Consider the following 13,794-nt stretch of genomic DNA (forward strand, 5'->3'; position numbering starts at 1 on the left):
GCCCTTGAGACGGTCCTCGGTCGTTTGCGCCCTCTTGTTTCCGATTTTTCCGGATAGGACAACCACGGAAATGCGTTCCGGTGGGATGCATGGCGCCCCAAACTGATATAAAAGTCTGACTTTCGCATGATCCCCGAACCCGCCCCCACCGTCCGAGAGCTTCTCGCCTTCTATCTGGAGGCCGGTGTCGACTGCGCGCTCGCGGAGGAGCCGATAGACCGCCTGGCGGAAATGGACGCCCCGCCGCCGGTCCCGCGCGCAGCAGCGCCGGTCGAGGCGCCGCGGCCGGTCGCCGCGCCCGCGGTGATCCGCGGCGAGGCCGCACCCGCGCCCGACGTCGCGATCGCCTCGGCACGCGAGGCTGCGCGCACCGCGCCGACGCTCGAGGCGCTACGCGAGCTGATGCAGGGCTTCGAGGGCTGCGCGCTGAAGCACACCGCAACAAGGCTGGTGTTCGCCGACGGCAATCCGCAGGCGCGCATCATGTTCGTCGGCGAGGCGCCGGGCCGCGACGAGGACATCGAGGGACTGCCTTTCGTCGGGCGCAGCGGCAAGCTGCTCGATCTGATGATAGGCGCCATAGGCCTCAACCGCACCACGGCCTACATCGCCAACGTGATTCCGTGGCGGCCGCCCGGCAACCGCACGCCGACGCCGCAGGAGACGCAAGTGTGCCTGCCCTTCATCCAGCGCCAGATCGAGCTGGTGAACCCCGACGTGCTGGTGACGCTCGGCAATCCCTCGACGCAGACGCTGCTCGGAACGCGCGAAGGCATCATGCGCACCCGCGGCCGCTGGTTCGACTACGAGACCGGTGGGCGCACCATCCGCGCGCTGCCGACCTTCCACCCGGCCTATCTGCTCCGCTCGCCGTCCTACAAGCGGCTGGCCTGGCAGGATCTGCGGGCGATCGCGAAGGTGCTGGGGCAAGGCACGGTGTAACCACACACACCGTCATTCCGGGGCTCGCGAAGCGAGAGCCCGGAATCCATCGAGCGGCAGAGTTGGTGGATGAATGGATTCCGGGTTCGCGGCTTTGCCGCGCCCCGGAATGACGGGTTAGGCCCCCTTCGGCCGCACGATGGCCCAGCCGATGCGCAGCAGCTGCTGGCGGCCGGTCACCAGCCATTCGAAGGCGCGCGGCACTTCCGGCACGATGCCGGGAAAGCGCTTGAGGATGTCCGGCGGCGGCGTGCCCGCGGTGTCGGCGGCGCGCCAGACCACGACGCCGCCGGTCTCGCTGAACTTGGCCTGATTGATCCACGGCGTGCGCGCCGGCTCGGCATCGATGAACAGATGTGGGCGGCCGGAATGCAGCGCGATCAGGCTCGCAAGCTGGGTCTCGCCGGCCACCGCGCGCAGGCGATGGTTGGTGCGGCGGGCAAAGCTGTCATCGAAAAAATCCGAGATCGCACGCGCCGGCATCGAGGTCGCGATCTCATTGGCGCCGGTCCAGGGCAGGAACAGGACGGCGAGCACGACGCCGGCGGCGGGCGCCACGACGGCGGCGGCCCACACCGTCCGCAGCATCCGCGCGCGGCGCATCGCGATGAGATCGCCGGCGCCCACCACCACGGCCAGCCCCGACATCACCAGTACCACGCCGGCACCGCCGACGACGGACTCGAGCCCGAACAGGCCGGAGATCAGCACCGCACCGAGCGCCGGCGCCAGCGCGAAGAAATAGACGAAGTTGCGCGCCAGCGGCTCGACCGGCGGGCGGTAGATGATAGGCGCCTCCTCGCCCTTGGCGAGGAACAGGCCGGTGTTGAGGAAAGTCAGCGCCGGGATCGCCGCCGCGCCAAGCACGAGCCCGCCGAGCAGCCAGGCCGCGTGGATCGCGCGGGCGCTCAGCTCGGCGACCGCAGGCAGGGCCGGCAGGACCAGCGTCTCGGCGCGCATCAGCCAGACCGCATAGGGCAGCGCGAGCACGGCGACAACGATCAGCGCGAACAGCGGATCGAGCGCGAGCAGCGTGCGGCGGCCGCCGGCGGTCGCAAACGCGAAGACGACGAGCAGCAGGAGCAGGAAGACCGCCGCGGGCGTCGTCAGCAGCAAGAGCCCGGCCTCGATCGACCAGGCGAACCAGGCGTTGCCGCGGCGCTGGCCGATGATCTGCCAGGAATGCAGCAGCAGCAGCGCCCACAGCGGCCGCGCCAGCACCAGCGGGCCGAAATCGAGCGCGGGCGAGGAGAAGGCCAGCACCGTCATCGTCAGCAGTACGGCCAGCACCGCCTGCTGCGAGCCGACCACGGCGCGGGAGAGATGGTAGAGCGCGATGAAGGTCGCGATCTCGCAGACCTCGGCCAGCACATAGACGCCGAACATGTGGCCGCCGGCGGCGCGATAGGCGATGTCGGCGAGCCAGACCGGCAGCGGCGGGCCGAGATCGGTGCCGACCTGGTATTCCCTGCCGAAGGCCAGGAGGGTCGCAAGGGTGCCGGGCGGGCTGCGATAGAACGCCAGCGCCACGAACAGCCACATCGCGGCCTGGAGCAGCACGACGATCCACACGATCAGCCGCGGCCGGGCGCGAATGAGCTCGATGACCAGGGAGGTAAACCGCATGCAACGCCCGAAAGATGCAGCCAACCCGTCCAGCCGGCCCTATTCGCTCACGAGTGTTTTGATAAAGGGCGCTACGCGTTGTGGCAACGACCGTCTGCGCCCTCTCCCCGACCGTGTGTCTTCTCCCTCTCCCCGCTTGCAGGCGCGCGACGAGCTTCGCTCGCGCTGGGTGGGTTGGGGTGAGGGGGAGCGTCCGCAAGGACAGTGACAGATTGACTCGCGGAGGCTCCCCCTTACCCGCATCCCATCTTCGATGAGCTGCGGCCTCTCCCCGCGCACGGGGGAGGCGAAGAGCCCGTCGCGAGAGATGAGTATTAGAGGCCCGCCGACGTATCGACCTGCACGCTTGCTTCCACCCGCACCTCGACCTCGGTCGCCGCGAACAAGTCGCGCACCGGCTCGACTGTCCAGGGCATGTGCTTGGCGCGGGCGGCGGCGACGGGGGCGAAGAAGCTGCGGTGGTGGACGGTCGGGCCGAGGCGGTTCAGCGCGTCGAGATGCTCGGGGACGCCGTAGCCCTTGTGCTGCTCGAAGCCGTAGCCCGGGCAGTCCTGCGCCAGCGCGCACATCAGCCGGTCGCGCGTCACCTTGGCGACAATGGACGCCGCCGCGATCGACAGGACGATGCCGTCGCCGCCGATCACGGCCTCGCAGTCGCATGCCGTATCGAGCCGGTCGCGGCCGTCGACGAAGACGTGGCGGGGCGCCTCGGGCAGCGCCACCACGGCGCGCTTCAGCGCCCACAGCGAGGCGCGCAGGATGTTGTCGCGGTCGATCCGCGCGGGCGAGGCGACCGCGACCGAGACCTGCGCGGTGGCGCAGATCTTGTCGAACAGCTTTTCGCGCTGCTCCGCCGTCAGGCGCTTGGAATCGTCGATGCCACGGGGAATGCGGTCAGGGTCGAGAATCACTGCGGCCGCCACCACGGGACCTGCGAGCGGCCCGCGGCCGGCCTCGTCGCAGCCCGCAACCGGCCAGATGCCGCGCTTGATCAGCGCGCGCTCGCGGCGGAAGCTCGGCGGCGCGACGGCGATGACGCCTTTCGAGCCCGCGCTCTTGCCGGTCGAAGGCTTGGCCGCCGAGGCCTTTCCGGCCTTTGCAGGTGCAGCCTTCCTCGCAGCGTCCTTCCTGAGCGCAGCTTTGGCCGACGTCTTGGCGGATTTATCCCGAATCATGGCGGGGATCGTGCGCAAGCGGCCCAGCTTGCGCAACCGGGAACCCCTCGCAATTCCCGTTATTCAGGCGAGCCGCCTACTCGGCCAGATGCACCCGCCGGTCCTCACCGACCTCGATGCCCGGCGCGACCACGACTTCCCAGGGATGGCCGTCGGGGTCGGCGAAGTAGCCGGAATAACCGCCATAGTCGGTCTCGTGCGCCGCTTTCAGCAGCGCGGCGCCCTTGTCGACAGCGAAGGCCAGCACCGCATCGACCTCCTCGCGCGTGGCGCAGTTCCAGGCGAGCGTGATGCCGCGGAAGGTCGTCGGCCTGGGCTTATCCGGCAAGGCCGCGTCGGCCGCGAGCTGGTCCCAGTGAAACAGGGCAAGCACCGGACCGCCGGTATCGTAGAAGGCGACGGCCTCGCCGGTCGCCTTCAGCCGGCTCGAAAAGCCCAGCGCATCATAGAACGCGATGCTGGCGCGAATGTCGCTCACACCCAGCGTGATGACCGTGAGCCGCGGCACCGGGGGCGGCAGTTCCTTACTCATGACACACCTCGTTCGCCTCGGCTCCTAGAACAGGCTGAGCTGATCGCCGTTCCGCTTCGGCCGCGCGAAGTGATCCATCGTCAGTTTTGCGCGACGCTTGTTGAGCCCCAGCCTGTCGCAGGCGATCTCGAAGCGGCGGCCGATGGTCCAGGCCATCGGGCCGGTGCCCTTCATGCGCTCGCCCCATTTCGCGTCGTAGTCGCGGCCGCCGCGCATGTCGCGGATCAGCGTGAAGACGTGACGATAGCGGTCCGGATAGTTCGCCATCAGCCATTCGCGGAAGAGGTCGCGCACCTCCAGCGGCAGCCGCAGCAGCACGTAGGAGGCTTCCTTGACGCCGGCATGGGCGGCCGCATCGAGAATTCGCTCGATCTCGGAATCGTTCAGCGCGGGGATCACGGGCGCGACCATCACCGTGGTGGGAATGCCGGCGTCGGAGAGCTGCTTCAGCGCCTCCAACCGCTTCGGCGGCGTCGAGGCCCGCGGCTCCATGGTGCGCGCCAGCTTTGGATCGAGCGAGGTCACCGAGATCGCGACCTTGGCGAGGTTGCGCCTGGCCATGCGCGAGAGAATGTCGATGTCACGCACCACCAGCGCCGATTTGGTGACGATGCCGACGGGATGACCAGCGCGCTCCAGCACCTCCAGGATGCCGCGCATGATTTTTCGCTCGCGCTCGATCGGCTGATAGGGATCGGTGTTGGTGCCGATCGCGATCATCCGCGGCTCATAGCCTGCTGCTGCGAGCTCCTTCTCGAGCAGCGCCGGGGCCTCCGGCTTGACGAACAGTTTGGACTCGAAGTCGAGCCCGGGCGACAGGCCGAGATAGGCATGGGTCGGCCGCGCGAAACAGTAGACGCAGCCGTGCTCGCAGCCGCGATAGGGGTTGATCGAGCGGTCGAAGCCGATATCGGGTGAATCGTTACGGGTGATCACCTTGCGCGAGGTGTCGACCGCGACCGTGGTCTTGAATGGCGGCAGCTCTTCCAGGCTCTGCCAGCCGTCGTCGAAGGCGACGCGCGCCTCGGCCTCATAGCGGCCGCTGGCGTTGGACTGCGCGCCCCGCCCCCGCCTGCGCTGCTTGTCGATGGCGACAGCGAGCTCGGGGAAATCAGAAGGCGCACCCGCCGGCTCGGAGGGCGCCGTGACCGGCGGGTGCTTGAGAGCATGAGAGGATGCTGGACTCATGAAGCCAAGATAGCACGCCAAAGGAACAAATCAAGAACAAGAACAAAAAACGTGAAAACAACCCCATGCACAGTAGAGGCGCCCAAACTTCGGGCGCCTGCCTTTGACCTCACGCAACATCGCCGTCACCACGATCTCGTTTGATGCCGCGAAGGATCGATCGCGCCGGAACTCGGTTGGTGACGATCCCGGGTGAAGGTCGGCAGGAACATGACAAATCAACAACAATCGGCCGCCGCGAGCAGCGACCTCGATCTCCTTGATCGCTACTGGCGCGCCGCCAACTACCTCTCCGTCGGGCAGATCTACCTGCTCGACAACCCCCTGCTGCGCGAACCGCTGCGGGCCGAGCACATCAAGCCGCGTTTGCTCGGCCATTGGGGCACGACGCCCGGCTTGAACTTCATCTACGCCCATCTCAACCGCGTCATCCGCGCGCTGGACCTCAACGTGCTCTATGTCTGCGGTCCCGGCCATGGCGGGCCGGGCATGGTCGCCAGCACTTATCTCGAAGGCAGCTACAGCGAGATCTATCCTAACATCGCGCGCGATGCGGACGGATTGCGCAAGCTATTCCGGCAGTTCTCCTTCCCCGGCGGCATCCCGAGCCACGCCGCGCCGGAGACGCCCGGCTCGATCCACGAAGGCGGCGAGCTCGGCTACGCCCTGGTGCACGCCTATGGCGCGGCGCTCGACAATCCCGACCTGGTCGTCGCCTGCGTCGTCGGCGACGGCGAGGCCGAAACCGGCCCGCTCGCGGCGTCCTGGCACTCCAACAAGTTCCTGAATCCGGCGCATGACGGCGCGGTGCTGCCGATCCTGCACCTCAACGGTTACAAGATTGCCAACCCGACCGTGCTCGGACGAATGTCTGACAGCGAGATCCGCGATCTGTTCCGCGGGTTCGGCCACGAGCCCCTGTTCGTCGAGGGCGACGATCCCAAATTGATGCACCGGATCATGGCGGATGCGCTCGACGTCGCATTCGCCAGCATCCGCTCGATCCAGCAGCACGCCCGCGACGGGCGCAAAAACGTCGAGCGGCCACGCTGGCCGATGATCGTGCTGCGCAGCCCGAAGGGCTGGACCGGTCCGAAGGAAGTCGACGGCAAGAAGGTCGAAGGTTTTTGGCGCGCGCATCAGGTGCCGGTCGCAAGCTGCCGCGAGAACCCTGCGCATCTGAAGGTGCTCGAAGACTGGATGCGCAGCTACGAGCCGGAGAAACTGTTCGACGCGAGCGGCGCGCTCGTCCCCGAGCTCCAGGCGCTGGCACCCGAGGGCAATCGCCGCATGGGCGCCAATCCGCATGCCAATGGCGGATTGCTGAAGAAGGAGCTGAAGCTGCCGGACTTCCGCAGCTTTGCCGTCGAAGTGCCGCAGCCCGGCGCCGTCACGGGGGAAGCGACGCGCGAGCTCGGCAAATTTTTGCGCGACGTCATCCGCCTCAATGCGCAAGAGCGCAACTTTCGCATCATGGGTCCGGACGAGACGGCGTCAAACCGTCTCGATGCGGTGTTCGAGGCAACCGAACGCGTCTGGATGGAGCCGATCGAGCCTTACGACGTGCATCTTGCGCAGGACGGCCGTGTGATGGAGGTGTTGAGCGAGCATCTCTGCCAGGGCTGGTTGGAGGGCTATCTGCTCACCGGTCGCCACGGCTTCTTCTCCTGCTACGAGGCCTTCATCCACATCGTGGATTCCATGTTCAACCAGCACGCCAAATGGCTGAAGGTGACGCGGCACCTGCCGTGGCGGCGGCCGATCGCCTCGCTCAATTATCTGTTGACCTCGCATGTCTGGCGCCAGGACCATAACGGCTTCAGCCATCAGGACCCCGGCTTCGTCGACCTCGTCGCCAACAAGAAGGCCGACATCGTTCGCATCTACTTCCCGCCCGATGCCAACACGCTGCTGTGGATCGCCGATCATTGCCTGCGGACGTACAACCGCATCAACGTGATCGTCGCCGGCAAGCAGCCGGCGCCGCAATGGCTGTCGATGCAGGACGCCGCCACGCATTGCGATGTCGGCATCGGCATCTGGACCTGGGCGGGCACGGAAGACGCGGGTGGCGAGCCCGATGTGGTGATGGCCTGTGCCGGCGACGTGCCGACATTGGAGACGCTTGCCGCCGTCGACCTGCTGCGCAAGGCGCTGCCGGATCTGAAGATCCGCGTCGTCAACGTCGTCGACCTGATGACGCTGCAGCCGCAGGACCAGCATCCGCACGGCCTGTCCGACCGCGACTTCGACAGCCTGTTCACGCGCGACAAGCCGGTGATCTTCGCCTATCACGGCTATCCCCATCTGATCCACCGGCTGACCTATAACCGCACCAACCATGCCGGCCTGCATGTGCGCGGCTTCGCCGAGGAAGGCACCACGACGACGCCGTTCGACATGGTCGTGCTCAACGAGCTCGACCGCTACCACCTTGCGATCGAGGCGATCGAACGCGTGCCGGGTCTTGCGACCAGGGCCGCGCAGGTGAAGCAGCAGCTCCGCGACAAGCTGATCGAGCACTCACGTTACGTGCGCGAGCACGGCGAGGACATGCCCGAGATCCGCGACTGGGTCTGGCCGGGCAAGCCGGGCTGACGCCATGCCGGCGCCAGAGGCGGTTCTCGTCCTCAACTCGGGCTCGTCGAGCATCAAGTTCGGCCTGTTCGAGATCTCGACAGCAGAGCCCGCGCTGCTCTGCAAGGGCCTGCTCGACGAGCACGAGGCCAGGCCCCGGCTCGTCGTGAAAGGCGCTGCGGGCGAAGACCTGTTCGAGAAGCGGCGGGACGAGGCCGATGCCGACGGCGGCCACCTGTTCGCCGACGCGCTCGCCTTCATCGACGACCGGTTCGGCCAAGACAGCTTGCGCGCAGTCGGCCACCGTATCGTCCACGGCGGGCCGGATCATTCAGGCCCGGTCGAATTGACGGACGATATCACCGCGAAGCTGGAGGCCCTGACGCCGCTGGCGCCGCTGCACCAGCCGCGCTGCCTCGCGCCGGTCCGCACCCTCTCCGCGATCCGTCCCGCGCTGACCCAGATCGCCTGCTTCGACACCGCCTTCCATCACGGACTTGCACCGCCTGCGAGCCGCTTTGCGATTCCGAGGCGCTTCGAGCAGCGCGGCGTCAGGCGCTACGGCTTTCACGGGCTGTCGTTCGAATATGTCGCGGGCCGCCTCGCGGGAATCGCGCCGCAGCTCGTTGCGAAGCGCACCGTCATCGCGCATCTCGGCAATGGCGCAAGCCTCTGCGCGTTGCGCGACGGCCGCAGCGTCGACACCACGATGGGACTGACGCCGCTCGATGGCCTCGTGATGGGCACGCGAAGCGGCACGATCGACCCCGGCGTGCTGCTCTATCTGCAACAGCACGAGGGGATGTCGGTCGAAGACGTCCAGCACCTGCTCTATCACGAGTCGGGCCTGCTCGGCGTCTCCGGCATGTCGGCGGACATGCGCACGCTGCTTGCGAGCCGCGAGGCTGCGGCACGGGACGCGATCGATCTCTTCACCTTCCGTGCAGCGCAGGAGATCGCGATGATGGCGACCACGCTTCAGGGGCTGGACTGTCTGGTCTTCACCGGCGGCATCGGCGAGCATGCCAGCGAGATCCGCGGCGCGATCGGCGAGCGTCTCGCCTGGCTCGGCGTGCGCATCGATGCAGCGGCGAATAGCGAGGGACGCGAGCGGATCGGCACCGGCGACAGTGCGGTCGATATTTTCATCATTCCCACCAACGAAGAGATCACGATCGCGCGCCATTGCGCCGCGCTGCTGCGCGAACGACACGCTGCGTGACGGTTTTATGAATGATCTGTCGCAATGAGGCCGTCGCAACTTCGCGGCATAAGGACGGCATCAACCGTTGCGCGGACAGACCATGAAAACCCAGATCATCGAAGAACTCGGACAGGGCGACATCCTGTTGCCCGCGCTGGTGGCGGAAGGGCTTGCCGCCAATGACCGCATCAAGGTGCGGATGAGTGCGCTCCAGGCGGCGGCTCGGCATGCGCAAGATCCCGATCGTCCCGCCAGCGAGCTTGCGGTCGAGAGTCACGCCGCCGGCATTGCACCAGCCGCGACCGCAACGCTGATCGGCGGCGCCCATCTGGTCGGACCGTCCCGACTCGCGGCGCCGAACCTCGCCAAGCTGATGAAGGAGATCCAGGACGACGCTGCGGCCATGATCCGCGCCGTCAGCGCCGGCGCGCCGTCGGACGGCGACAAGGCGAACGCGCGGCTGACGGCCGTCCGAAGCGCGGGTCTGCTCGATGCCACCAACGAAATCGATCTTTCCCGCATTGCCCGCCTGACCGGAGTTGCCGAGGCGTCCGGCGACAGCCTCCATCGGCTGGTGATGGATCTGCACAAGGCGTTGAACAAGCTTGCAGCGAACTGTTCGGAGGAAACGCTCGACGGTGCCCATGTGTTCGGCCTGCACGGCGAAGATCGCGGCGCGGTGGAGGCCTTCATGAAGGGCCTGAACCAGACGCGGAGGCTGAAGTTCAACCACCCTGGTCTCGACACCATGGCGACCCGCTCGGGCGGCCGGCTGCTGATCCAGAACGACATCGGCACCACGGACGCCCATGTGGTGGTGATCGCGGTCAAGAAGAACGCGGTCACTGTCACCTACACCGACGTACACCTGGCGCGGGCAAAATTCTTCATCTCGCTGTTCGACAAGTTCGAGGCGAGTTGGAGCGGGCTCGACCGTCACACCGCCGCGGGCCTCGGCGAAGACAATTCATTCTATCTCGTCACCGGCCAGCATCAGCCGGCTCACGCCGCGGATCGCAACGAATTCCTCGCGGCCGTGGGCGCCGCGCTGGTGTTCCTGATCGACTGGAACAAGGCGCGCAAGCTGCTGCGGACCTGGGTTGCCAAGGACGACGCCACACGAATCCTGGAATGGGCGGCGCGACAGCGGATCGGCCATCGCGGCTTTCTCGAGCTCGGCGGCAACGAGCTGTTGGGGTCGGCGGTGCGCAACGCCGCTCCCGCGCGCATCGGCTTCGGCGAGCGGCTCGACCAGGCGCTCGGCCGCGCCGCCGCGATCGATTTTCTGAAGGCGGCACTGCGCGCCTCCACCGAGGCGCTGCTCGCAGGTCGCTCCGTCAGGACGGTCCGCGACCAGATCGAAGCCGACCTGGTGCGGCATCTGGAGCGCGTTGACGGCACCCTGCTCGCCGCGGTGCTGCGCCAGATCGGGCTTGCCCATGATCTCGTTGCGGCGATCTCCCGCCATATTGCGACGCTTCGGGCCGGCCAGCCGGCCGATCGCAAGCTGCTGGCGGTACGCTGCGGCGCGATCGAACAGAAGGCCGATCGCATTGCGCTCGAAACGCGGAAGGAAGTCGACCGGCTCAACGCCCGGCCAACGATCGCCCAGTTGATAGATCGCGCCGAAGAGGCCGTCGACGAACTGGAGCAGGCGGCCTTCATCGCCTCGCTGATGCCGGAACGAACTGATCCGTCGCTGCTGACCGCACTCGCCGAACTCTGTGTGGTGGCGATGACCGCGACCGAGGTCGCGGCCAGCGGCGTCGCCGCGGCCACCGACGTGCCGGAAGGGCGGCGCGCCGATTCCGAGGATGCGCTGTCCGCCGTGAGCCGCCTGATCGATGCCGAACATGCCGCGGACGGCCACGAGCGTGCGACGACCGCGCTGGTCTTCGGCGGCGGCTTCGACGTCGCGACCTCGCTCTCGGTGCTCGAGCTTGCCCGCGCCATCGAGCGCGCCACCGACCGTTTCGCCGGCTTCGGGCATCTGTTGCGCCGGCACATCATGATCGATCTCGCAGCCTAGGGGGAAGCACCATGCATATCGTGCGTATCGGCGCCGAGGCGACCGAATTGCGTCCCGCCGAGGAGATCGGCGCCAAGGCCGCCAACCTCGCCCGGATGGCGGCGCTGGGCCTGCCGGTGCCGCCGGCTTTCGTGCTGCCGGTCAAGCTCTGCGCCGACATCATCGCGGGGCACGCGCATGCGGAGCGTCATCTGAGCGACGGGCTCAAGGAAGGAATTGCCTTCCTGGAGAGCGCGACCGGAAGGCGGTTCGGCGACCGGCGGCTGCCGCTGCTGGTCTCGGTGCGCTCGGGCGCCGCCCGATCGATGCCGGGCATGCTCGACACCGTGCTCAATGTCGGCTGCACGTCGGATGCCGTGCACGGCCTGATCCGTGCGACCGGCCGGCCGCGGCTCGCCTGGGACTGCCGGCGGCGCTTCTTGGAGAGTTTTGGCGAGACGGTGCTCGGGCTGGACGCCGCCGCATTCGCGGCCCGCATCTCGGAACTGGTCGAGGCCGAAGGTGCCGAGAACGATCGCGCGCTCGATAGCGAAGCGCTGGAGCGGCTTGCCGGCGACGAACAGGCGCTGGTCGAGGATCACGCCGATGGGTGGCTCGAGGATGCGGTCGCGCAGCTCGAGGCCGCGGCGCAAGCCGTCTACCGGTCCTGGACGAGCGAGCGGGCGAAGACCTATCGGAAACTCCAGCAACTCGAAGGGCTCCAGGGCACCGCCGTCACGGTGCAGGCGATGGTGTTCGGCAATGGCGGGCTGGCATCGGGTGCCGGCGTGGCCTTCTCGCGCGATCCTTCGACCGGCGCACCGCGCCCGATGATCGATCTCGTGCTCGATGCGCAGGGCGAGGACGTCGTGTCCGGGCGCCGCTCCCCCGACGCCGAGGATGCGATCGTGCGCGCACTGCCGCGGACCGAGGCCGAGCTTGGCGATATCCTGAAGCGGCTCGAGCGTGAATTTTGCGACGTGCAGGACGTCGAGTTCACCGTCGAGGATGGCAGGCTGTGGATCCTCCAGACGCGCGCGGCCAAGCGAACGCCGCGTGCGGCGGTCAGGATCGCGATCGACCTCGTGCATGAGGGGCTGATCACGCAGCACGAGGCGCTGGAGCGGATCGCCGGGATCGACCTCGCCTCGCTCGCCGAGACCGCACTGGTCTGCGCGGGCGAGCCGGCGGCGATCGGCATCGGCGCGTCCGGGGGCATCGGCGTCGGCCGCGCGGTCTTCGACGCCGAAAGCGCCCAGCGCCTGTCGGCCACAGGCGATCCGGTCATCCTGCTGCGTCCCGATACCAGCACCGCGGACGTCGCAGGCTTCGCGGTGGCGGCCGGCATCGTCACGGCGGTCGGCGCGCGGACCTCGCATGCGGCGCTGGTGGCGCGGCAGATGGGCAAGCCCTGCGTGGTCGGCTGTCACGCGCTGAAGATCGATCCTGTCGCGCGGCAGGCCCAGCTTGCCGACGCGACATTGTCGGAGGGCGACTGGATCACGATCGAGGGCGATGCGGGACAACTCTATCTCGGACGCTGCCGCACGGTGGAGACGCGCCCCGATGCCGAACTCGCGGAGATCGCGAAATGGCAATCGCAGGCCGGCGACCTCGATCCGCCGGCACGCGCCGCCGCGGCTCAGTGAATGCCGGCGAAGATCTGGATACACCCGATCGCGACCTCGATCAGGATCAGCACCACCACGGCGATCTCGAGACGCAACGAGCGCTCGGTGTCGATGATGTCGGTCAGCGCATTGGCCGTCTCGGACACGGCGGTGAGCTTGCGCTCGAGCGTGTCGAGGCGCTCCTTCAATTCGTACTCGTCTTCGAGGCGGGCATAGAGCCGGTCGAGCTCGGGCTTCTCCCAGAGCACGTCGGGCTTCTCGGCGACGGCGACGCGGCCGGCGACGCGCTGCTGCACCAGCAGCGCGTTGCCGATCAGTTGCAGAATGGCCCTGCGCCGGCGCGGCGTGCGGCCGCGCTCGGCGAGCTCGCGCGCGAACGGCTCGATGACGTCGAACACGGCCGCGACACGCCGTTCGTCGCGCGCCAGCGACGTGCTCTTGGCGAGCGCGTCGGCAACCAGAAGCAACCGGTCGTCGGAGAATTTGGCGAGGCAGATCGGCCCGCCCGGCTGGATCACCTCGGCGTTCTCGTCGTTGCAGAGCTGCGCCTGCGCGGTCTCTTCCTCATAGGGGCTGAGCTCGCCGATCACGCGCGGCTTCAGGCTGTCGATCAGCACCTTCTCCTCCGAAGGCAACAGGCCGATCAGCACCACGACGCCGTAGCGGAAGATCACGGCAAGGCCGGCATGGACGCGGAAGGCGGCCGGCGTCGACGACACCAGCGCGCCGAGCTCGAGGCCCGAAGCATTGATGCGGTCGCCCAGCATCAGCGCCCGGATCCGCAAGATCGGCGCGGCGGCCGGCCTGGGAGATGTCGACGGCGCGCTAACAGCAAGTTGATCGGCAGTCATACGAAGCCCTCTTCAGCACAATGGATTGCCTGCTTTTCCCGTTCCCGGGCGTCGTTCCAC

General features: G+C 67.7%; 10 protein-coding genes. 5 read left to right on the forward strand and 5 right to left on the reverse strand.

All coding sequences use genetic code 11. The annotated features are described in order from the left end of the window. The first annotated feature begins 126 nt into the window (after positions 1-126). Positions 127-942, forward strand: coding sequence for a uracil-DNA glycosylase family protein (locus EI171_RS35600; protein ID WP_060910859.1), 816 nt, complete (start codon positions 127-129; stop codon positions 940-942). A gap of 117 nt (positions 943-1,059) precedes the next feature. On the opposite strand, the gene EI171_RS35605 is transcribed toward EI171_RS35600, so the two are convergent. The 4 genes from EI171_RS35605 to EI171_RS35620 form a co-directional block, all read right to left on the reverse strand. After that, entirely contained in the window at positions 1,060-2,568 is a 1,509-nt protein-coding gene (locus tag EI171_RS35605) for a glycosyltransferase family 39 protein (protein WP_161536073.1), read from the reverse strand. 314 nt (positions 2,569-2,882) lie between these two features. Then, positions 2,883-3,743 carry a ribonuclease HII gene (locus tag EI171_RS35610; RefSeq protein ID WP_161536074.1) on the reverse strand — a complete coding sequence of 287 codons (861 nt, stop codon included), beginning with the start codon at positions 3,741-3,743 and terminating at the stop codon, positions 2,883-2,885. Positions 3,744-3,819: 76 nt separating this feature from the next. Further along, the gene (locus EI171_RS35615; RefSeq protein WP_161536075.1) at positions 3,820-4,275 is read right to left on the reverse strand and encodes a VOC family protein; all 456 of its coding nucleotides are present in this window, start codon (positions 4,273-4,275) and stop codon (positions 3,820-3,822) included. 24 nt (positions 4,276-4,299) lie between these two features. Continuing rightward, positions 4,300-5,463 (reverse strand): PA0069 family radical SAM protein, encoded by a 1,164-nt coding sequence (locus EI171_RS35620; protein WP_161536076.1) that lies wholly within the window; start codon positions 5,461-5,463, stop codon positions 4,300-4,302. 210 nt (positions 5,464-5,673) lie between these two features. Between EI171_RS35620 and EI171_RS35625 the strand changes: the two genes are divergently transcribed. The 4 genes from EI171_RS35625 (at position 5,674) to EI171_RS35640 (ending at position 12,901) form a co-directional block, all read left to right on the forward strand. After that, complete coding sequence (locus tag EI171_RS35625) at positions 5,674-8,061, forward strand: phosphoketolase (protein WP_161536077.1); 2,388 nt, start codon at positions 5,674-5,676, stop codon at positions 8,059-8,061. Between the two features lie 4 nt (positions 8,062-8,065). Beyond that, positions 8,066-9,262, forward strand: a complete 1,197-nt coding sequence (locus EI171_RS35630; RefSeq protein ID WP_161536078.1) for an acetate/propionate family kinase — start codon at positions 8,066-8,068, stop codon at positions 9,260-9,262. An 82-nt stretch (positions 9,263-9,344) separates the two neighbouring features. Then, positions 9,345-11,273, forward strand: a complete 1,929-nt coding sequence (locus EI171_RS35635) for a hypothetical protein (RefSeq protein WP_161536079.1) — start codon at positions 9,345-9,347, stop codon at positions 11,271-11,273. Between the two features lie 11 nt (positions 11,274-11,284). After that, positions 11,285-12,901 carry a PEP/pyruvate-binding domain-containing protein gene (locus tag EI171_RS35640; protein WP_161536080.1) on the forward strand — a complete coding sequence of 539 codons (1,617 nt, stop codon included), beginning with the start codon at positions 11,285-11,287 and terminating at the stop codon, positions 12,899-12,901. On the opposite strand, the gene EI171_RS35645 is transcribed toward EI171_RS35640, so the two are convergent. Then, the gene (locus tag EI171_RS35645; protein ID WP_161536081.1) at positions 12,895-13,734 is read right to left on the reverse strand and encodes an RMD1 family protein; all 840 of its coding nucleotides are present in this window, start codon (positions 13,732-13,734) and stop codon (positions 12,895-12,897) included. The genes EI171_RS35640 and EI171_RS35645 overlap by 7 nt on opposite strands. Positions 13,735-13,794: the final 60 nt, after the last annotated feature.

This window comes from Bradyrhizobium sp. LCT2 (assembly GCF_009931255.1).
Classification (GTDB): Bacteria; Pseudomonadota; Alphaproteobacteria; order Rhizobiales; family Xanthobacteraceae; genus Bradyrhizobium; species Bradyrhizobium diazoefficiens.